The organism is Paramicrobacterium agarici, from assembly GCF_002563955.1.
Taxonomy (GTDB): domain Bacteria; phylum Actinomycetota; class Actinomycetes; order Actinomycetales; family Microbacteriaceae; genus Paramicrobacterium; species Paramicrobacterium agarici.
Genome location: NZ_PDJE01000001.1, coordinates 1,563,513 through 1,583,832, shown reverse-complemented (window position 1 = coordinate 1,583,832; position 20,320 = coordinate 1,563,513). Strand labels below are relative to the sequence as shown.

22 protein-coding genes are annotated in these 20,320 nt (G+C 64.0%); 12 read left to right on the top strand and 10 right to left on the bottom strand.

Translation table 11 applies throughout. The features are described 5' to 3' along the window. Nucleotide 1 precedes the first annotated feature (1 nt). The 7 genes from ATJ78_RS07780 to ATJ78_RS07750 are packed head-to-tail and all read left to right on the top strand — an operon-like array spanning nt 2 to nt 6,486. Nucleotides 2–1,066, top strand: a complete 1,065-nt coding sequence (locus ATJ78_RS07780; protein ID WP_098407071.1) for a polyprenyl synthetase family protein — start codon at nt 2–4, stop codon at nt 1,064–1,066. Next, a complete protein-coding gene (locus tag ATJ78_RS07775; protein WP_098407070.1) occupies nt 1,063–1,929 on the top strand; it encodes a phytoene/squalene synthase family protein in 867 nt (288 codons plus the stop codon). Before ATJ78_RS07780 ends, ATJ78_RS07775 begins: the two co-directional genes overlap by 4 nt. Then, a complete protein-coding gene (gene crtI / locus ATJ78_RS07770) occupies nt 1,926–3,482 on the top strand; it encodes a phytoene desaturase family protein (RefSeq protein WP_098407069.1) in 1,557 nt (518 codons plus the stop codon). Before ATJ78_RS07775 ends, crtI begins: the two co-directional genes overlap by 4 nt. Beyond that, nucleotides 3,479–3,802, top strand: coding sequence for a lycopene cyclase domain-containing protein (locus ATJ78_RS07765; protein WP_098407068.1), 324 nt, complete (start codon nt 3,479–3,481; stop codon nt 3,800–3,802). The genes crtI and ATJ78_RS07765 overlap by 4 nt, the downstream gene beginning before the upstream one ends. Further along, nucleotides 3,799–4,131, top strand: coding sequence for a lycopene cyclase domain-containing protein (locus ATJ78_RS07760; protein ID WP_098407067.1), 333 nt, complete (start codon nt 3,799–3,801; stop codon nt 4,129–4,131). The genes ATJ78_RS07765 and ATJ78_RS07760 overlap by 4 nt, the downstream gene beginning before the upstream one ends. After that, entirely contained in the window at nt 4,115–5,014 is a 900-nt protein-coding gene (locus ATJ78_RS07755) for a prenyltransferase (protein ID WP_098407066.1), read from the top strand. The genes ATJ78_RS07760 and ATJ78_RS07755 overlap by 17 nt, the downstream gene beginning before the upstream one ends. Continuing rightward, nucleotides 5,011–6,486, top strand: a complete 1,476-nt coding sequence (locus tag ATJ78_RS07750) for an SDR family oxidoreductase (protein WP_098407065.1) — start codon at nt 5,011–5,013, stop codon at nt 6,484–6,486. Before ATJ78_RS07755 ends, ATJ78_RS07750 begins: the two co-directional genes overlap by 4 nt. Nucleotides 6,487–6,494: 8 nt before the next feature. Here ATJ78_RS07750 and ATJ78_RS07745 read toward each other — a convergent pair whose 3' ends face one another. Next, nucleotides 6,495–7,388: a TspO/MBR family protein gene (locus tag ATJ78_RS07745; protein WP_098407064.1), complete on the bottom strand. Its 894-nt coding sequence runs from the start codon at nt 7,386–7,388 to the stop codon at nt 6,495–6,497. 76 nt (nt 7,389–7,464) lie between these two features. Here ATJ78_RS07745 and ATJ78_RS07740 point away from each other — a divergent pair, with 76 nt between their 5' ends. Continuing rightward, nucleotides 7,465–8,646, top strand: coding sequence for a ferrochelatase (locus ATJ78_RS07740; protein ID WP_098407063.1), 1,182 nt, complete (start codon nt 7,465–7,467; stop codon nt 8,644–8,646). Nucleotides 8,647–8,654: 8 nt separating this feature from the next. Next, complete coding sequence (locus ATJ78_RS07735) at nt 8,655–10,019, top strand: cryptochrome/photolyase family protein (protein ID WP_098409279.1); 1,365 nt, start codon at nt 8,655–8,657, stop codon at nt 10,017–10,019. Nucleotides 10,020–10,113: 94 nt separating this feature from the next. Here the strand turns inward: ATJ78_RS07735 and ATJ78_RS07730 are convergent, their stop codons facing one another. After that, the gene (locus tag ATJ78_RS07730) at nt 10,114–10,596 is read right to left on the bottom strand and encodes a pyridoxamine 5'-phosphate oxidase family protein (RefSeq protein WP_098407062.1); all 483 of its coding nucleotides are present in this window, start codon (nt 10,594–10,596) and stop codon (nt 10,114–10,116) included. 45 nt (nt 10,597–10,641) lie between these two features. Continuing rightward, a complete protein-coding gene (locus ATJ78_RS07725) occupies nt 10,642–11,538 on the bottom strand; it encodes a glucose 1-dehydrogenase (RefSeq protein WP_098407061.1) in 897 nt (298 codons plus the stop codon). A 223-nt stretch (nt 11,539–11,761) separates the two neighbouring features. Here ATJ78_RS07725 and ATJ78_RS07720 point away from each other — a divergent pair, with 223 nt between their 5' ends. The 3 genes from ATJ78_RS07720 (at nt 11,762) to ATJ78_RS07710 (ending at nt 13,413) form a co-directional block, all read left to right on the top strand. Next, on the top strand, nt 11,762–12,697 hold the full coding sequence (locus ATJ78_RS07720) for a TIGR01777 family oxidoreductase (RefSeq protein WP_098407060.1): 936 nt from the start codon (nt 11,762–11,764) through the stop codon (nt 12,695–12,697). Nucleotides 12,698–12,801: 104 nt separating this feature from the next. Then, nucleotides 12,802–13,008 carry a type II toxin-antitoxin system HicA family toxin gene (locus ATJ78_RS16285; RefSeq protein ID WP_098407059.1) on the top strand — a complete coding sequence of 69 codons (207 nt, stop codon included), beginning with the start codon at nt 12,802–12,804 and terminating at the stop codon, nt 13,006–13,008. Nucleotides 13,009–13,011: 3 nt separating this feature from the next. Beyond that, a complete protein-coding gene (locus tag ATJ78_RS07710; RefSeq protein WP_098407058.1) occupies nt 13,012–13,413 on the top strand; it encodes a hypothetical protein in 402 nt (133 codons plus the stop codon). Nucleotides 13,414–13,437: 24 nt separating this feature from the next. On the opposite strand, the gene recR is transcribed toward ATJ78_RS07710, so the two are convergent. From recR to ATJ78_RS07675, 7 genes are all read right to left on the bottom strand, one after another. Next, nucleotides 13,438–14,034: a recombination mediator RecR gene (gene recR / locus ATJ78_RS07705; RefSeq protein WP_098407057.1), complete on the bottom strand. Its 597-nt coding sequence runs from the start codon at nt 14,032–14,034 to the stop codon at nt 13,438–13,440. Between the two features lie 3 nt (nt 14,035–14,037). Further along, a complete protein-coding gene (locus ATJ78_RS07700; protein ID WP_098407056.1) occupies nt 14,038–16,317 on the bottom strand; it encodes a DNA polymerase III subunit gamma and tau in 2,280 nt (759 codons plus the stop codon). Nucleotides 16,318–16,391: 74 nt separating this feature from the next. Further along, nucleotides 16,392–16,712, bottom strand: coding sequence for a YrhK family protein (locus tag ATJ78_RS07695; protein ID WP_098407055.1), 321 nt, complete (start codon nt 16,710–16,712; stop codon nt 16,392–16,394). 64 nt (nt 16,713–16,776) lie between these two features. Beyond that, nucleotides 16,777–17,148, bottom strand: a complete 372-nt coding sequence (gene fliW, locus ATJ78_RS07690; RefSeq protein WP_098407054.1) for a flagellar assembly protein FliW — start codon at nt 17,146–17,148, stop codon at nt 16,777–16,779. Further along, on the bottom strand, nt 17,145–18,047 hold the full coding sequence (gene flgL / locus ATJ78_RS07685; protein WP_098407053.1) for a flagellar hook-associated protein FlgL: 903 nt from the start codon (nt 18,045–18,047) through the stop codon (nt 17,145–17,147). The genes fliW and flgL overlap by 4 nt, the downstream gene beginning before the upstream one ends. A gap of 14 nt (nt 18,048–18,061) precedes the next feature. Then, complete coding sequence (gene flgK / locus ATJ78_RS07680) at nt 18,062–19,471, bottom strand: flagellar hook-associated protein FlgK (RefSeq protein ID WP_098407052.1); 1,410 nt, start codon at nt 19,469–19,471, stop codon at nt 18,062–18,064. 11 nt (nt 19,472–19,482) lie between these two features. After that, a complete protein-coding gene (locus ATJ78_RS07675) occupies nt 19,483–19,965 on the bottom strand; it encodes a flagellar protein FlgN (RefSeq protein ID WP_098407051.1) in 483 nt (160 codons plus the stop codon). Nucleotides 19,966–20,320: the final 355 nt, after the last annotated feature.

The following is a 20,320-nucleotide window of genomic DNA, read 5'->3' as shown; positions in this document are numbered from 1 at the left end:
CATGCGCACGTCTGCCATTGAGGCTCCCGCGGTCGATCTCGAGCTCGATGCTCGGCTTGCCGAGGTGATCGCCGAACGACGTCGCCGCGCAGCCCGTTTCAGCCAGCCATACGTTCAGCTCTGGGACGCCATCGCCGACATCGTGATGCGCGGCAAGAAGCTTCGCCCGCGGCTGCTCCTCGACGGATACCACGCATTCGGCGGGCAGCTGGATGCCGTCGCCCTCGACGCTGCCTGCGCCATCGAGCTTCTGCACGTCGCACTGGTCATCCACGACGATGTCATCGACAGCGACGATGTGAGACGAGGCGAGCTGAACATCACGGGTCGTTTCTCCGCGGATGCCGTTGCCCGCGGAGCGTTGCGAACCCGGGCACAAAACTGGGGTGAAGCGTCATCACTGCTCGCGGGCGACCTTATGCTGACAGCGGCGCACTCGCTGATCGCTCAGCTCGACGTTGATGACGAGACGCGCCGCTCCGTCCTGGAAATATTCGACGAGGCCCTCTTCGTCAGCGCGGCAGGCGAGCATGCCGATGTCTGGCTCAGCATGCACATCGATGATGCGAGCTCGTACGACGTGCTCGCGATGATGGAGCACAAGACTGCCGCGTACTCCTTTCAGGCGCCTCTCCTGCTGGCTGCTGCTCTGGCCGGTGTCGACATCAACGTTCACGAGCGTCTCGCGGACATCGGCACGCATCTTGGCGTGATCTATCAGCTTCGCGATGACGTGCTCGGCGTGTTCGGCGACGAAGAAACCATCGGTAAATCGACGCTGAGCGACCTGCGTGAAGGCAAGGAGACTCTGCTGATTGCGTTTGCCCGCGCACACCAAAGGTGGAACGACGTTGCCGAGGTGTTCGGCGCGCCACACCTGACCGTAGCCGACAGCGAGAGGCTGAGAGAGATTATCGTCGCATCGGGTGCGCTCGATCTGGTGGAGGCGCTCATCGCGGATCGGTGCGACCGCGTGCACGAGCTCATTGCCGACACCAAGCTTCCGGAGCATCTCCGCAGCAGGCTGACAGCTCTCGCGACATACTGCCGCACGAGGCGCTCGTGAAAGACTCCGAACTTCACCTCTACAACACCACGTCGCACGCGAGCGCCTCGGTCGTCATCCGCCAGTACTCGACCTCGTTCGGGTGGGCCTGTCGCCTGCTTGATGCCCGCGCCCGCCCGCATATCGAGAACATCTATGCACTGGTTCGCGTTGCCGACGAGCTCGTCGATGGCCCGGCAACGAGCGCCGGCGTCGACAGCTCGACACAGCGACTTCTTCTTGACGAGCTGGAACAGGAAACCGAGCGCGCGCTCGCAATCGGCTACAGCACGAACCTCATCGTTCATGCCTTCGCCTTCACCGCCCGGCGCCACAGCATCACTATGGACCTGTGCCGTCCGTTCTTCGCCTCCATGCGCTGCGATCTTGACCAGCGTGAATACGATGTCAGCGAGCTCGCAGAGTACATCTACGGCTCTGCCGAGGTTGTCGGGCTCATGTGCCTCCGCGTTTTCGAAGCGGGGCGCGAGCGTTCCGCCATCGAGAGAGAGCGCCTCGTCGATGGGGCACGCGCACTGGGCGCCGCTTTTCAGAAGATCAACTTCTTGCGGGACTACGGTCGCGACCACGACGGACTCGGACGCGCGTACTTCGCGGGAACGCGTCATCGCCTCACGGACACGTCGAAGGCCGATGCCGTCGCCTCGATCCGATCGGATCTGCAGATCGCCGATGCCACGATTCCTCTCCTCGCTCCCGGCTGCCGCGCCGCCGTATGGGCCGCCCGGTCTCTGTTCGTCCAGCTCACTGATCAGATCGAAGCAACTCCGGCTCTGGTCATCGAGAAGCGCCGCGTGAGCGTTCCCACAACGGTGAAAGCGGCGATTCTGGCCCGGGCGCTCGCGATGAAGGCAGCGAAGTGACGTCACGGCGTGCCGTCGTCATTGGCGGTGGGGTGAGCGGTCTCGCGACCGCATGCCTGCTCGCGCGTGACGGCCACCAGGTCACACTCCTCGAGCGATCAGAGCATTTCGGAGGCCGCGCAGGCGTATGGCGGCATCAAGGATTCACCTTCGATACAGGACCCTCGTGGTATCTCATGCCTGAGGTCTTCGAGCACTTCTACCGGCTCATGGGCACGTCAACCCGCGAGCAGTTCGACCTTGTCAGTCTTCATCCGGCCTATCGAGTCTTTCCAGAACCCGACGGCATCGCACACAGCTCGTCCTTCGATGTTCGTTCGGGACCCGAATCGGCAGCGGCTCTGTTCGAGTCCATCGAGCCCGGTGCTGGTCGCCGGCTTCGCCGCTATCTAGCGTCTGCATCGCGCGCGTATCACGCTGCTGTCGATTCGTTCCTCTACAATCCTTTCGCCTCCTGGCGTGGGCTGTTGTCACGTCGCGTGCTGACCGCCGCGCCTGCCGTGCTGCCCTTGCTCACGCGGTCACTGTGGGCATTCATCGCACGGCGCTTTGCCGACAACCGCCTGAGGCAGGTCCTCGGATACCCGGCAGTCTTCCTCGGCACATCACCCTTTGAGGCGCCCGCGCTGTACCACCTCATGAGTCACCTCGACCTCGTCGATGGTGTCCGCTACCCGAGCGGAGGTTTCACGCGCGTCGTCGAGAGCCTCGTGGACCTGGCGCGAGCACACGGCGTCGACATGCGCACCAACACCGACGTCGTCTCCATCGAGACACAGGCCGGTGAGGCTCGAGCAGTCGAATACGTTCTCGACGGTCGCACGTTCCGGATCCCTGCGAGCACCGTCGTCTCGGCCATCGATGAGCATCACACCGAACAGATCCTGCTTGACGCCGCCGCGCGGTCGTACCCCGCCTCAAGGTGGCGCAGGCAAGTGACCGGACCGAGCGCCGTTCTGCTGATGCTCGGCGTCGAGGGCGAGATCCCGCAGCTGCCGCACCACAGTCTGTTCTTCGCTCGGGACTGGCACCAGAACTTCGATGCGATCTTCGGGTCACGACAGCGCGTCCCCGATCCCGCGTCACTCTACGTCTGCAAACCCAGCGCGACAGACGATGTCGCACCTCCGGGGCATGAATCGCTCTTCGTGCTCGTGCCGCTTCCCGCCGACACGTCGATCGGTCATGGCGGACGCGACATGGCTGCAGATGAGCGCGTCGCGGAGATCGCCGATCGTGCTATCGCTCAGATCTCGACGTGGGCGAACATTCCTGACCTTGCTGAGCGCATTGTGCTGCGAAAGACGGTCGGCCCCGCCGACTTCGAGCAGCAGTACAACAGCTTTCGCGGGAGCGCGCTCGGTCCCGCGCACACTCTGCGCCAGAGCGCATTTTTGCGCGGCGTCACAGCGTCACGCCGCGTCAGCGGTCTTTACTATGCCGGCGCGACAACGGTGCCCGGTGTCGGCTTGCCGATGTGCCTCATCAGTGCTGAGCTTGTGCTTAAGAATGTGAGGGGCGACACTTCGCCTGGTCCGCTGGAGGTGTCGTGATCGCGATATACGCCGGCTGCCTGCTCGTGAGCCTGACGTGCATCGGCCTTCTCGACTGGCGATTCCGGCTCGCCCTCTGGCGATCCCCGGCGCGATCCGCCGCGATCATCATCGTTTCCGTCGCGTTCTTCGCCGTCTGGGACGTCGCCGGTATCGCCCTCGGAGTCTTCCGCCACACAGAGTCACAGTGGGCAACGGGCATCCTTCTCGCTCCGCATTTTCCTGTCGAGGAGCTCATCTTCCTCGTGTTCCTCAGCTACCTCACGCTGGTCATGCTGAGCGGAAGCACGCGCTTACTCGCCCGCCGGGAGCGCAAGTGACCTACAGCCTCATGTCCGTCCCGTTCTCGATCGTCGCCGTCGGCATATTCGCCGTCGGCGGTGTGCGAGCACATCGAACAGGATGCGGTGGACGCTACCTCGCCTCGTGGGCGATCACTGTGTCAGCCCTCGTTGCCCTGACCCTCATCTTCGACAACATCATGATGGCCGCCGGGTTCTTCGACTACGGCACGTCTCAGATCTCCGGACTCCGCATCGGCCTGATTCCTGCCGAAGATCTGCTGTACCCCCTGGCCGGCTCACTATTCATCGCAGGACTGAGCAGCCTGATTTCGCCCGAAAGAAGAGACCGTGACGCCGACATCTAAGACCACAGCAACGCTGCGCACGCTTCTCATCACGTCTCGGCCGCTCAGCTGGATCAATACGGCATACCCCTTTGCGGCGGCCTACGTTCTGGGTACCGGGCGCGTGGACGCTGCGCTTATTGTCGGCACCCTCTTCTTTCTCGTGCCGTACAACCTGGCCATGTATGGCATCAACGACGTCTTCGACTACGAATCTGACCTGGCGAATCCACGAAAGGGCGGCGCGGAAGGCGCGAAACTGCCACCCGGGTTGCACCGCACGACGCTCGTGGCTGCGGGCGTAGCGGCGGCACCATTCATCGTGGTTCTCGCGATGTTCGGCTTACAGCATCCGCTCTCTCTTGCCGTTCTGGCGGTCAGTCTCTTCGCCGTGCTCGCCTACTCTGTTCGGGGCCTGCGCTTTAAGGAGATTCCGGTTCTGGACTCGGTCACGTCGAGCACGCATTTCGTCACCCCTGCGCTCTTCGGCATCGCGCTGGCTGGAACGACGATGACCGTTCCGCTCGCTCTCGCGATGCTTGCCTTCTTTCTGTGGGGAATGGCGAGCCACGCGTTCGGCGCTGTTCAGGACATCGGTCCCGACCGTGCCGCCGGTATCGGCTCGATCGCCACGGTTTTCGGGGCGGCGACGACTGTGCGCCTTGCGTTCGCTCTCTGGGGCGTCGCCGGCCTGCTCATGCTGGCTGCACCCTGGCCCGCCAACCTCGCAGCCCTCGGCGCGGTTCCCTACCTTCTCGCCGTTGCTCCGTACCTCAGCATCACGGACGATACGGCGGAGTCAAGCAATCGAGCATGGCGGCGATTTCTCATGATCAACTACGCGGTCGGTTTCGGGATCACGATCCTGCTTATCGTCTGCACGATGCGGGGGATGTTCGCATGACACGCGTTCTCGTCACGGGTGCGACTGGATATGTGGGCGGGCGACTGGTACCTCAGCTGCTCGCCGCAGGACATGACGTTACGGTGTTCGTTCGGTCTGAGTGGAAGCTCCGCGATGTCCCCTGGAGAGACGAGGTGCGTGTCGAGACAGGCGATCTCACGGACACCGAGACAACGTCCCGGGCGCTTGGAGGGATCGACGTCGCGTTCTACCTCGTGCACTCGATGGCCGCGGGTTCAGACTTCGCTGCCACAGAGAAGCGCTCGGCTGAGATCTTCGCTGACGCGGCGGCACGAAACGAGGTGAGCCGAATCGTGTACCTGGGCGGTCTGCACCCCCGCACCGCTTCACTCTCAAAGCATCTCGCGTCGCGCGTCGCCGTGGGGGACATCTTCTTATCGAGTCCGGTGCCCGCCATCGTTCTGCAGGCGGGCATCATCATCGGCTCAGGCTCGGCATCGTTCGAGATGATCCGCCACCTGACAGACGTGCTTCCGTATATGCCCGCGCCGCGCTGGGTGCGTAACCGGGTCCAGCCCATCGCTATCCGTGACGTCTTGCGGTACCTCGTCAAGGCGGTATCGCTCCCAGAGAGGCTCAATCGCGCATTCGACGTCGGGGGCCCGGACGTGCTGCGTTACGGGCAGATGATGAACGGATACGCGATCGAAGCCGGGCTTCCCCAGCGCCCGATTGCCTCGCTTCCGGTCTTCACTCCGTGGCTCGCCTCCCAGTGGGTCAACGTCGTCACCCCCGTACCGCGCCAGATCGCCGTTCCGATCATCGCCTCGCTGCAACACGAGTGCGTCGTCGCCGACCGGGCGATCGATCGCTATATTCCACCGCCCGCAGAGGGATTGCTCCCGTACCGCAGCGCGGTGCGGCTCGCACTGCGGCGTGAAGCGGAGGGCGAAGTTGAGACGAGCTGGCAGAGCGCGACGATTCCCGGCGCGCCGAGCGATCCGCTGCCGAGCGACCCAGAATGGGCAGGGCACACGGTCTTCACGGATCTCAGAACACGAACGAGCACGGCGTCGGCCGCCGACGTGTGGCGGGTCATTGAGGCGATCGGCGGCCGCAATGGCTGGTATTCATTCCCACTCGCGTGGGCACTGCGAGGCGCAATCGATCGGCTGTCCGGTGGAGTGGGAATGCGCCGCGGCCGCCGCCACCCTTCTCGAGTGAACACGGGCGATGTCATTGATGTGTGGCGCGTCGAATCTGTCGAGAGGGGACGGATGCTGCGCCTGCGCGCAGAGATGCGGATGCCGGGCCGCGGCTGGCTCGAGCTCGGCGTCTCCCCCATCGAGGACGGCAGTCGCTACCGTCAGCGTGCCGTCTATTTCCCCCGGGGACTTCTCGGCCGCTTGTACTGGCTTGTCCTGCTGCCGTTCCACGGTGTGATCTTCACGGGAATGGCCAGAAGCATCCTGCGCGAAGCCGAGCACGCAGCCGTCGTGTCGCGGGACTGACCCGGTGCTCAGCCCGCTGCACGCTCCGGTGCTCGCTCAGCGACGATTCGCACGATGAGGGTCGCGACCACGACAACGACCACGGCGACGACGGCTGCAGTCCCCACGCTTACCGAGACGGGTTCTCCCCCGAGACGCCCGAAGGCGAGCCAGCCGAGCCCCCACGCGAGGGCGAGCGCCGGGGCGAGCCGCCCACGGTCGCCGACCGCCGTTGCGACACCGATGAGGCCAGCCACGGCAACGACGATAACACCCCACACCTGAGGACGAACGCCCCAGCCCGTGAAGCCGAGCGCACTCAGCCATGCAGCGATATTCGCGGCAGTCGCAATTGTCACCCAGCCGAGGTAGAGGCCCATGGTGCCATCGAGAATGATCGCTTCGGCAACAGCAGCACCCCGGGAACCCGCCTGCCGCGGTGTTTTCTGCAGTACGGCGAACACAGCGCAGAGTACAGCGAGCAGCGCGACGATGACCGCGACCGAGCCTCCGAGAAGACCGAGCTGCACAACGCCGATCCACGCCGCGTTGAGAAGCATCGAAACCGCGATGAGATACCCAACGCGACGGTGCACGCTGCGACCCGCCTGATTCGGGAACAGCTGCCACACGGCGTAAGCCAGAAGACCGAGGTAGATCACCGACCAGATGCTGAAGGCAGGACCGGCGGGTGCGATCAGCGTGGAATCAGAGTCAAGAGCACCTCCGGCAGCATCCTGAATCTGTGTTCCGCCGAACGCACCCGACCCGATCGCTGCGCCCGCGATTGCAAGCACCGCGAGAACCAGAACAACGATCTGTCGAACGCGGTCACTGCCCCGTGGACGCCGGTCCGAGAGACCGCCCGAAGGCGCACGAGATTCCTGCGAGTGTGCGGAGTCGTGAGCGGCAGAACGGTTCATCTCAGTGTCCTCCTTGCTGACGGTTCGCTGGAATGTAAGCTAAGCATATCTTTTACCAAGCGAGAGAAAAAGAGAAATGACACAAGTCCTGAATGCCAGCCCTGCTGCTTCCTCCGGCACACCGCATGTCGACGAACCGTCGCGATACGACGGAATTCTGCTCGTCGGTTTCGGAGGCCCCGAAGGCCCAGCCGACGTCATGCCGTTCCTGCGCAATGTCACGAAGGGCCGCGGCATTCCCGACGAGCGCCTCACCGAGGTTGCCGAGCATTACCACCACTACAACGGCGTCAGCCCGATCAATACCCACAACCGAGAGCTCAAGGCAGCGCTCCAGAAGGAACTGGCCTCGCGCGGCATCGACCTTCCGGTGTTCTGGGGAAATCGCAATTGGGCTCCCTATCTGCACGAAGCGATCGCTGATGCTGACGCCAGAGGCGCGACGTCCCTTCTCGCGACTGTCACAAGCGCGTTCTCGTCGTACTCGAGCTGCCGGCAGTATCGCGAAGATTTGTGGGAGGCCCTTCGTCACGCCGATGCCGTCGACCGCGTGACCATCGACAAAGTGCGCCAGTATTTTGACCATCCGGGTTTCGTCGAGCCTTTCGTCGATGGTGTCGATGCTGCACTCCGCAGTCTCGAGAGCGATGGCCTCGATCTCACCCGCGACATCGAGGTGCTTTTCGTCACGCACTCGATCCCGAGCGCTGACGCGCAGAACTCGGGGCCCCGCGATCTGGATCTCGGGGCCGGCGGTGCCTATGAGGCACAGCATCGGGCGATAGCCGACGTTGTGATGCGCGCGGTCAGCAGCCGGCGGAGCGGCTGCAACGAAGCTGACGCTCCCGCTGAATGGAAGCTGGTTTACCAATCCCGTTCGGGCGCCCCGTCGACGCCATGGCTCGAACCCGACGTCAACGACGCTATTGCCGAGCTGGCGTCGAGCCGTCGCGCTGTCGTTGTCGTTCCGATCGGATTCGTCAGCGACCATATGGAGGTGATGTGGGATCTCGACAACGAAGCACGGAAGACAGCCGACGCGCACGGCCTAGCGATGATCCGTGTCGCGACTCCCGGCACGCACCCCGCGTTTGTCAGCGGCCTCGCCGACCTCATCGAGGAGCGCATTGACGGCACACCCCCCACCGGGCGGCCCGCCCTCACAGCGCTGGGCCCATGGTTCGATGTCTGCCGCCCCGGATGCTGTGCCAGCGCTCGCGCTGGGGCACGCTGCGCCGTGTCCGGGCTCAAACCGTGAGTGGTGAGATGCACCCCAGTCTTGTCTGGCTCCGCGATGATTTGCGCCTGAACGACAACCCGGCTCTCGACGCCGCCGCACAACGAGAACGGCCGGTTGTGGTGCTCTTCGTGCTCGACGAGATCTCTCCAGACGTGCGTCCGCTCGGCGGCGCGGCGAAATGGTGGTTACACGGCAGCCTTGAGTCCCTGGCTTCTGACGTAGAAGCAGCCGGCGCAACGTTTGTACTCCGGCGAGGGCGTGCTGACGAAATCGTTCCCGCTGTCGCCGCCGATATCTCGGCGGGAGCTGTCTTCTGGAATCGTCGTTATGGTGCGGCAGAACGCCGCATTGACGCAGACATCAAGAAGCATCTCCAAGCTGAGAGTGTCGTGTGCGCCTCCTTCAGCGCCTCGCTCCTTCACGACCCGTGGAAACTCCTGACTCGTGCAGGCACACCGTACTCCGTATTCACGCCGTTCTGGCGCGCGTTCCGCGAGCACCAGCACCCCCGCCCGCCGCTGCCACGACCACGGTTTCAGCGTGCAGCACATGGCGATGTCGACGGCGACGTGTTGGCGCATTGGGAGTTGCGCCCCTCGAACCCCGACTGGGCAGCACCGCTCCGAGCGAACTGGTCCGTGGGAGAACAGGCCGCTGCCGATCGACTCGCCGGATTTCTTGATGCGGAGCTTGCGGATTACAACATCGGCCGCGATGTACCAGGCGAGTCACAGACATCACGCTTGTCGCCCCATTTGCGCTGGGGTGAAATCAGCCCGCACACGGTCTGGAACGCGGTTGCAACGTCCCCGAGTACGCTGGCGCCTCAAGAATCGGTATCCGCATTCATGATGGAGCTCGGGTGGCGAGAGTTCGCATGGCACACGCTGTTTCATTTTCCGCAGTTAGCCACACGCAATCTTCGAGCCCAGTTCGATGACTTCCCGTGGCCGCCCCTCAACCAAAGGCACCTCACGGCGTGGCAGCGCGGAGAGACGGGTTTTGCCATCGTCGACGCGGGCATGCGGGAGTTGTGGCACACGGGAACGATGCACAACAGAGTGCGCATGGTCACCGCATCGTTCCTCGTCAAGAACCTGCTCGTCGACTGGCGGCACGGCGAGCGCTGGTTCTGGGACACCCTCGTCGATGCTGATCCCGCCAGCAATCCATTCAACTGGCAATGGATCGCGGGTTCGGGAGCAGATGCAGCTCCCTACTTCCGCGTCTTCAACCCCGAGCTTCAGCGAAAGAAGTTCGACGCCGAGAATGCATACGTGGGCACCTGGGCACCGGAGTACCTCTCAGCCAGCCGGCCCGTGCCAATCGTTGACCTCGCACAGAGCAGACGAGAAGCGCTCGCGGCCTTCGGCAGCATCAAATCTGCGTAGCGCGATGCCGTCTGCACAGCTTGATGAGAATCGCACTGCACCCCTGCAACCCGCCGCTGAGTTCAGTTCGTCGACTGAGTTCTCGCACCCATGGTTAAAGATCGAGCGTCTTGTTCGTGCCGGCATCCGGATGCTCGCCGGTCACCGACGACTTCGCCAGCTTGAACATGGTCACCACCGTCGGGTCATCGCTCTTCCAGTACTCGGCCGTATCGGCGTGGACCACAACGAGGCTCAACTCGGGGTCGTCCTTGCCGCTGGGAAAGAACGCCTCGACCGCAGGTGACCAATACTCGTCAACGCGGGACCGGTCATGCACGACTTCCGCATGACCAGAGATCGAAACGTAGTCGGTCATACCGGCCTGCATGGCCACGTTCACCTGCGGATCGCGCGAAATCTGCTCGGTCTTGTGCGACGGGTCCTTGCTGAAGAACCACAAGTCTCCGTCAAATTCGACCTCCTGAACAGCAAGGGGTCTGCTCACGAGCTTCCCCTCGGTCGTGCGCGTCGTGAGCAGCGCAATCTTTGCCTTCTTCACCAGACCGGCGACTGTGCGAATATCTTCCATGCTCATGTGCGATCTCTCCTCTGGTTATCGTGCAAACGGTGCCGCGCTGCCTTACGGAGTGGGCATTCCGCCGTTGACGTTGAGCGTTTCGCCCATCACGTAACTCGACTCACTCGACGCGAGAAACACGTAGGCGGGCGCGAGCTCCGTCGGCTGACCGGCACGTCCGATGGGCGTGTCTGTGCCGAACTTCGGCAACTTGTCTTTCGGCTGTCCGTCCGACACCTGCAACGGCGTCCAGAACGGCCCGGGCGCCACGGCATTCACACGGATGCCGCGTGAGGCGAGCTGTTGCGACAGTCCCTTCGTGAAGTTGTTGATCGCGCCCTTCGTCGTTGCGTAATCGAGAAGTGTCGGCGACGGCAGGTAGGCATTCACCGACGTGGTGTTGATAATCGACGATCCCGGCTGCAGGTGCGTGAGTGCTGCCTTCACCGTCCAGAACATCGCATAGATGTTCGTCTTGAACGTCTCGTCGAACTGCTCGTCGGAGATGTCTTCGATCGACTCCTGTGCGATCTGCTTTCCCGCGTTGTTCACCAGAATGTCGAGCCCGCCGAGTTCGTCGACCGCTGCCTCGACGAGGTCGCGGCAGTTCTGGGCGCTGCTCACGTCCGTGGGCAGAGCAACGGCCTTCTTGCCTTCCTTCGTAATCAGATCGGCAATGCGCTGAGAGTCTTCCTCTTCTGAGGGCAGGTACGCAATCGCGACATCCGCGCCCTCGCGCGCGAACGCGATGGCAACCGATGCTCCGATCCCGGAATCGCCTCCGGTGATGAGCGCCTTGCGCCCCTCAAGCCGGCCGGTGCCCCGGTATGTGTCTTCGCCGTGGTCGGCGTGCGGTTTCAAATCGGCGTCGAGTCCCGGCTCCGGCTGGTCCTGCTTCGGCGGCTCAATCTTCGGATACCGGGTTACGGGGTTCTGAAAAGTCAGCTGGTCGTTCGTCATGGCGGGTTCCTCCCTTGCGACCTGTGATGATCTGGACTGCAACGACCGGCGGCACGAATCGGCGCCGGTGCTGTTCACCGTAGTTTCTGCCGGCGAACCTCGTCAGAGGCTTGCGCTCGCGCGAATCGCGGCTTAGTCTCGGCGCTTGCTTCGGTTCGCACCGTCGCACAGCATCCATCACGGTGCACACCCCATTCACACGCACGCATGCCTACGATGCCGTATGACAATGCGGGTTCTGCTCTCGGGCGCCAGCGGCATGATCGGAACGGCCGTGCGCATGCGTGTGCGCGACATGGGCCACGAGGTGCGTCTTCTAGTGCGTCGCCCGCCCCGGCACAGCCTTGAGGTGCAGTGGGACCCCAGCTCCGGCACCGTTCCCTCCGGCCAGATCGAATGGGCGGATGCTGTCATTTCACTCTCGGGCGCGAGCCTGTCGCGGCTCCCGTGGTCCGCCGCCTACCGGCGCGAGATCCTGTCGAGCCGCGTGCGCAGCACCAGCGCGATGGCGACCGCGATCGCGGCGTCGCAGCATCCACCGACCGTCTGGGCCAACGCGTCGGCGGTCGGATACTACGGTCGTGGCCCGGCTCTTGACCCGTTTGATGAAGAATCGGCGCAGGGCACGGGGTTTCTCGCCGACGCGGTCGCCGAGTGGGAGGCAGCCACGGCACCGGCACGGGAATCGACGCGTGTCGTGCTGTTGCGCTCCGGAGTTGTACTCGGCCCCATGGGGGCACTGACGCCGCTGACCCTCGCCGCGCGTTTCGACGTGTCGCCGACCTTCGGGTCCGGCGCACAGCGCTGGCCCTGGGTGGCGCTGACCGATGAGGCGCGTGCGATCGAGCATATCCTGACCGTCGATGTGTCGGGCCCTGTGAACATCGTTGCACCCGCCCTCAACACGCAGTCAGACGTAGCGGATGCTGTCGCTCGCCAACTTCGCAGGCCCAGCTGGCTGCGGATCGCCGCACCCCTCATGCGCGCTGGTCTCGGCGTGGCTGCAGACGACATGCTGCTTGCTGACCAACCGGTGATTCCGCAGAAGCTTGAGGACTCCGGCTTCGAGTTTGAGATCGTCGAGCTCGACCAGGCGATCGCGGCAGCCTACGGTCGTACGTGGACGCCGCCGGCTGCACTCGACGCGACGCGTCCCTGAGTCGCGGCCGCTACTTCTGTCAGAGGCCTCGCCTACTCTCGATTGTGTGCCGGATCGAACCCATAACTCGTTCGAGTCTCATTTCAAGAGGGGATTGAAATTCTGTGGTCCGCGCCGTAAAGTACAGAGAGGTACGAAAGTTCCTCGAAGAATCAGGCTGGGTACAAATTCGAACCACCGGGAGCCACACGCACTGGCAGGGCCCGGACGGCAACGGCAGGTTGTCTGTCCCCCGTCACCGAACTGTGTCCCCGGGTGTTATTCGTCAAATCATCACGGTCATTCCTGAATACCCGAAATCGTGGAGGTAAGAGATGTCGACCGATACTCGGATTTCGCAGAAGCATAGTGTGGTCGCTACAGCAGATCTTGAAGACAAATGGTGGATCATCCGGTTCCGTGATCTCGACACCGTCACACAGGCGCGACGAGTTAGCGAAATCGAGACTATGGCGCGTGACGCAGCTGCTGTGTGGCTCGATATCCAACCGTCTCACGTTGACGTCGATGTGACGATTGCCACGGCTGCCAGCGCTACGCAGAAGTGGAAACATGCGAGGCAGCTCGCCATGCACGCCCGAGACGACGAAAGAGCAGCGGCTGCGCTGAGCCGGGAGTCTGTTCAAGATCTCCGTGAACGCGGGATGACGTTCGCGGATATTGCCAGCGTGCTGGGCGTTTCCGTCGCGCGAGCGCATCAGCTTGCTCGGCGATGACACACTTCGTCTGAAGACGACGAACTAGCCGAGAGCCGTGCGCCCCTCGAAGGCGCGGCCGAGCGTGACTTCGTCTGCGTACTCGAGGTCGCCGCCGACCGGGAGGCCCGAGGCGAGCCGCGTCACGCGGATCTCTAAGGTCTTGAGCAATCGACTGAGATAGGTCGCTGTCGCTTCGCCCTCGAGGTTGGGATCCGTCGCAATGATGACCTCGGTGACGGCGCCGTCGGCGAGACGCTGCATGAGCTCCCGAACGCGCAGATCGTCGGGGCCGATGCCGTCGATGGGGCTGATCGCTCCGCCCAGCACGTGGTACAGCCCGCGGAACTCGCGTGTGCGCTCGATCGCCACAACGTCTTTCGCCTCTTCGACGACGCAGATGAACGAGTGGTCGCGTCGCGGATCGCGGCAGATCGAGCACTGCTCCTGCTCTGCGACGTTTCCGCAGATCTCGCAGAAGTGCACCTTGTCGCGCACCTCGACGAGCAGCTCTGCGAGTCGCGAGACATCGAACGATTCGGTCTGCACGATGTGGAACGCGATGCGCTGCGCTGACTTCGGCCCAATACCCGGGAGGCGACCGAACTCGTCGATCAGCTCTTGAACGATTCCTTCATACATGCGCTAGTTGAACCTCTGCTGCGGTGTGTACTGCTGCTCTTCGATGAACCGGGCGCGAAGCACCTCGCGAACGACTGCCTCGCCATAACGAGCGCGCTGCTGCTGAGGGTGAGTCTCCGGAGCCGGCGGTTCAGCTGCGGGGACACTCGGCGATTCGGCCCTGACCTCGGTGGGTGCTGATTGGGTTGGTGTCGGGTTCGGTGCCGGCACGGTTTCGACCGGCTCCGAAGACTCGGGAGCGCGCTCGCGCACGTGTGCGGTCTCACGTACGGGTGCGGAAGCTGCGACGGGAGCTTCGGCAACGGGCGCCGCCGCCTCATCGTCATCGTCCGCCGGAATCTGCACGACGCTCCAGCCGGTAACCGGTGCCGAATCAGCCGCGGGTTCGCTCGCGGACGCAACGGGCGCCGAAACCGGCGCAGGGCTCGTTTCGCGCGCGGGCGTGACAACAGCGACCGGCTCGTCCGGTGGCGCAGCGTCTTCGTACGGATCGTACGGTGGCTCGTCGTCTGCCGGTGCCCAATCACTCTGACCGGTCGCTCCCGAAGGCCCCGCCGGCGCAGGCTCCTCAGGCTCCGCCGCTGGTGCGTCGGCGGCGCTTGAGGCGCGCGGCTCGCGGGGAGCCGCTTGCGCAGGCGCGTGCGAGGGCGCGCCCTGCGACGCCGCTTCTGGCGGACCGTCGACCTTTGCGATGTACTTGACCCGCAGCCCGAGCACATCGACGATCGCCGATCGAAGGTGTTCACTGGGGCCGTCTCCCCCGGCAAGCTTCTTGAACGAGTCGACATCTTTGGGACTCGGGAAGACGAGGGTGAGAATGTCGTCGTTCAGGTCGCGAACGTCGGCGTTCATCACGAGCATCCACGATGCGCGCTTGGTCTTCGCCACCTGTTCGAGAACCTCGGGCCAGGAGTCCCTCAAGAGCTGCAGCGTGACGGGCCCGGTCGGCTTGGGCCGCGGCGTCGGCTCCGGAGCCTTCTGGGCCGCGGGACGCTCCGTCTCGGCCGGCCGCGTCGGTTCGGCGGGCTGTTCGAGAGCCGGAGCAGACGGTTCAGCAGCGCGAGGGACGGCGGTGGGCGCGGGTGTCACGGGAGCGGGCGCTGCCGCGGCAGCATCCGTTGGCATGCCTGCTCGCCGTTCCAGCCGCTCGACTCGAGCCAGGGCCCCGCGTTCTGTCGCGTCAACAGCGGGCACGAGCATGCGCGCGATCATGAGCTCAAGGTGAAGCTTGGGCGACGTTGCGCCCGTCATATCGGTCAGGGCGGTGTTCGCGATGTCGGCCGTGCGCGAAAGCTCGGCCTGCCCGAACAGGGCCGCCTGGCCGATCATGCGCTCAAGCTCGTCTTCGGGAAGTCCTCGTAGCACGGCCCCAGCATTGCCCTGCGCCGCTTCGACGATGATGAGGTCGCGAAGCCGCTCAAGCAGGTCGTCGACGAATCGCCTCGGGTCTTGCCCCGTTTGAATCACGCGGTCGACGGACTCGAAGGCGCCCTTGGCATCGGCGCGGCCGATGGCGTCGACGACGTCGTCGAGCAGAGCCGAGTGCGTGTAGCCGAGCAGGGCGACGGCACGCTCGTAGTCGACCGTTGATCCCTCAGAACCGGCCATGAGCTGATCGAGAAGCGACAGCGTGTCTCGTGGCGAGCCACCACCGGCGCGCACGACAAGCGGCAGCACTCCGGGCTCGACCTGCACACCCTCTTCGTCGCACAGTCGCTGCGTGTACTCGAGCATCTGCGCCGGCGGGACCAGCCGGAAGGGGTAGTGGTGAGTGCGCGACCGGATGGTGCCGATCACCTTGTCGGGTTCGGTCGTCGCGAAGATGAACTTGATGTGGGGCGGCGGCTCTTCGACGATCTTGAGCAGAGCATTGAAGCCCTGCGGTGTGACCATGTGCGCCTCATCGAGAATGAAGATCTTGAACCGGTCGCGCGCCGGAGCGAAGACGGCGCGCTCGCGCAGATCACGAGCGTCGTCGACGCCGTTGTGGCTGGCCGCGTCGATTTCGACGACGTCAAGCGACCCTCCGCCGTCACGGCTGAGCTCAACACAGCTTGGGCAGGTGCCGCACGGGGTGTCGGTGGGTCCCTCAGCACAGTTGAGGCAGCGCGCGAGGATGCGCGCCGAGGTCGTCTTGCCGCACCCGCGGGGACCGCTGAACAGATAGGCGTGGTTGACACGATCGGTGCGCAGCGCTGTACGCAGCGGATCGGTCACCTGGGACTGGCCGATCATCTCGGAGAACGTCTCGGGCCGATAGCGGCGATACAGGGCGGTAACCACGAGTCAATCGTAACGGTCAGCGCCGACATTCTGCTGGGCAGGCGCAAGTTGCGGGGCGCCACGCCGCGAGACGGCTATTTATCGTCTGAGCTCTCGAAGTGCACGTTTCCCGGCCCCTCGGGCGCTCGTGAGGCAAGACTGCTGACCTCGTCGAGCGCTGCAAGCTTGATCTCACGAATCAGGCGAATCGTGGGTTTGAGCAAGAAGCAGATCGAGCCGACGAGGAAGCACCAGATGCCCGGCGTCTTCAGCGCTTCGCTGAAGAACAGCACGCTGCCGATCACGAAGAGCGCTGCGGCGGCGAAGTCTGCAATGGAATGAGCAACGCTGAAGGCTGCGTACAGCCGAGCAGCTCTCGGACTGATTTCCTTGTTGCGTGGATCGTAAAACCCCATGCTCGGCAGAGTAGGAACCACCGTGGGCGTTTTCAAGGGCTTGACGGCGTGCGCCGCGGCGCACTTACAAAAGGGTCGCGCGAACCGGAAAGTCCTGATCTTCGAGAATGACCTGGGATGAGCGTCCCGTTGTGGTGTTGACAACGACAGGCGCCATGAGGTTGACGCTCACTCCCGCGTCGGACGGGTTCGCGACGACGAGGACGAGCGCGTCAGCAGCATCCGTCAGCTCGATCTGCTCAGCCTGATCGTCACTGATCACCGGTGCGTAATCGTCAAGGACCATGCGCGGATCGAGAAGGAACACCCGGAGTGCGGTGTCGTCGGCGGCGCTCATCGCGAAGAGTCCTTCGGCACCGTCGACGGGCTCAAGCGCGAACTCCGTGTGCGGCGCGAATCCTGGTGGCGGCGCCACAAACCTCAGGGCAGCGCTCATCGGAGGAAGTCCATGAGCGTCGGCTGCAGCACACGACTCGTGACGGCGAGCGCGGACTGGTAGACGAGTTCCTGAGCCTTCAGCTCGACGAGCACCTCCACCGAGTCGACGTCCTCCACCGAGGCGCGACGCGATTCCAGCGACACGGACGCATCCATGGTCAGCTCCTTCGCGCGTTCGATCTGCGACTGGCGGGCACCAACAGCCGCCTGGGTACCGAGCATAGCCGTGATTCGCTCGTCGATCTGCTCGAGACGCGGACCGACATTGACGCCGGAGCGAAGATCATCGACGATCTGGTCGATGAGAGCGAAAGCGGAGTCAGCACCTGTTCCGAAGACCGCCGCGCCGTCAGCATCCACCCGCACTGTCGCATTGTCGGCAACGCGCCGGGTCACTTCTGAGCCCGGAATACCCGTGAACACATACTGTTCGGGCGCCGCCGCGTCGACCGTGAAGGCCTGCCCCGCGTTGGACGTTCCCGCGAAGACGTTGCGGCCGAGCAGGCTCGTGTTCGCTTGCGCGAGCAGCTCGTCGCGGATTCCCTCAAGCTCGACCGCGATCGCCTCTTTCGCCGTCGCGTCGAGCGCGCCGTCGTTGGCACCCTGAACCGTGAGGCTGCGCACGCGGTTCATGAGGGAAGTGCTGGCGGAGATCGCCGAGTCGATCGTCGCCACCCACGCGAGACCATCATTGAGGTTGCGTGCGTACTGCTCGTTGCGACGCTGCTCAGCGTGCAAACCGAGCGTCGTCGCGGCGGCTGACGGATTCTCGGAGGGCACAGCGAACGCCTTCTGCGACGTCGCTTGCTCTTGCAGACGAGCGAGTTCAGACAGATTGTTCTGCAGGTTGCGCAGCGACGACTGTGTCATTGTCGACGAGGTCACACGCGAAAACATGAAGCTCCCTTAGGTCAGCGTCCGACGAGGCCGGTTCTGTTGATGAGCACATCGAGCGCTTCATCAATGGCGGTCAGCACGCGGGCGGCCGCCTGATAGGCGGTCTGGTACGTGAGCAGATTGATCGTCTCCTCATCGCCATCAACCGACGAGACAGACTGTTGCGCGCCGACGGCGGTCACGGCGGATGTCTCAGCGAGATTCGCGCGCTGCACGTCGCCCGCCGTCGCAACGCCGAAGCTCGTGATGACGTCGGTCCAGATGGCGTCGGGCGAGTCACCCTGCTGGCCGATCTGCGAGATCGCGTCGGCGATGCTCCCGTCGAGGGCGCCGGCTCCCGGCGAGGCAAGCGCAAGTTCATCGCGGGAGCCCGGCACAACGCTGAGCCCGAGCGCTGCCGGACCGCTGGGGTCGATTGCGAAGAAGTCTCCGCCCGCTGCACCATCCGGCGTCTCGCCCGTACGGTGCACGGCGTTCACACTCTCCGCGAGTGCCGTCGCCACCTCGTTGTACGAGTCAGCGAGCTGCGCCAGTGTTCCACCTTCGCTCGCGGGGGCGAGCACCGAGAGCGTGCCGCCGAGCTCTCCGCCGGTGAGAGTAATCGCCGTGTCCGGGCGAGATTCCCACGCGACGATGACGCGTTCACCCGCCGCGATGCCGGTCGGCCCGCTCGCGACGAGGTGGCGCGCGTTCGTTCCCTCGACGAGAGCGTTGCCGCCGATGCGCACGGTCATCGTGCCGTCGGACTCAAGCGTCGCGGTGCTTCCCGCGTCGCGAGCCACATTCTGAACAAGCAGATTGCGCTGATCGATCAGCTCGTTTGCCGAACGGCCGGCGTTGAGGGCGCTGCGAATCTCGCCGTTGAGGGCAGCGATCTGGTCCGCGGCAACGTTGATGCCGGTCACGGTTCTGTCGACGCTGGCTCGGATGCTGCTCCACTGCGAGCTGACGGCGTCGTAACCCGCGGCGATCTGTGACGTGAGCACGGATGCTCCGTTGAGAACGACGGCCGCCGCAGCATCCGAATCTGGTGCGTTGGCGAGGTCCTGCCATCCCGACCAGAACTCTGACAGCTGGTTCGACAGCCCCGCTTCTGAGGGTTCCGCCATCGCCGCTTCAGCAGTCAGCGCAGCAGAGGCGCGAGTAGACCAGAATCCGGATGCTGCGAGGGAGTCACGTACGCGAGCATCGAGAACCGCATCTCCGAGACGCACGATTCCGTCGACACTGACACCGTGGCCCGGCACCGCGCCGAGACTGAAGCGCCCGGCTTGGGCGACAGCATCCATTGCCGATGTCGACAGGCGCTGTCGCGTGTAGCCTTCGGTCCGCTGGTTCGCGATGTTCTGGCCCGTCAGGTCGATGCCAAGCCTCGCCGCAGACAGAGCCGTGTACGCGGTGTTGATTCCGCTAAAAGTTGACATGGTCTTCGTGCCTACAGTTCCGTGTCGATGATGCGCGCTGAGTCGTCGCGTGACGAGTCTCCATGGGAGGTGTAGACGCCCGTCTCGACGTTCAGGCCTGCGATGGTCTCCTGCGTCGCACGCATAGCCGCGCGCAGGTACTGCTCGTTCGCGTTGCGCAGCTGCCCGATCTCTTCGGTGAGCTTGGTCATGGCGCGCAGATGATCGTTGAAGATGTCTCCCCACGGTCCGGCGGGAGCATGTGCGATGAGCTCTCGAAGGGTCGCCTCTTCGGGCGCGCCCCACTCGTCGGCGACGGCAGCGACCTCGACGGCACGGCCGAGCCCCGCAGCGCGCAGGCGGTCGAGAACCTGCTCGACCTCGCGCGTCGCAAACGTGATCCACCGCGATTTGCCCGCCGTCAGCAAGAGCTGTTCTTCTTCAAGCTTGAACAGCAGCATCTCGAGGAGTTCGCGCTCTCTCCACAACAGCATCGAAAGTTCATTGGCAGCCACGAACTCACCTCTTTTCTCGATTGTTCTGGCGGGCATCACTACGATCTATCGGCCGGCGACGAGATCGCGTTACAGGTTTCGCACGGGGAGTTCTCCCCATAGACTTCCCGCTTCTTCGTGCGATATTGGCGAGTCGCCCCGTTTTGGGGGCACCTCCCGCATGGATACTTTGGCGTTCTGCTGACACGATTGTGCAGGGTGAACGAGTGGCAGATTTTTCTCGGTCACGGTGCAATTCTCGCACCGTTCGTTGGCAGCATGCTTGCCAGCGGCCACGACCCGACGTGCGGACCGAGATGAACGGCTCATGAGTGACCCGAACCCGCCGGGATGTGCCTGCATCGCGACGAGCGCC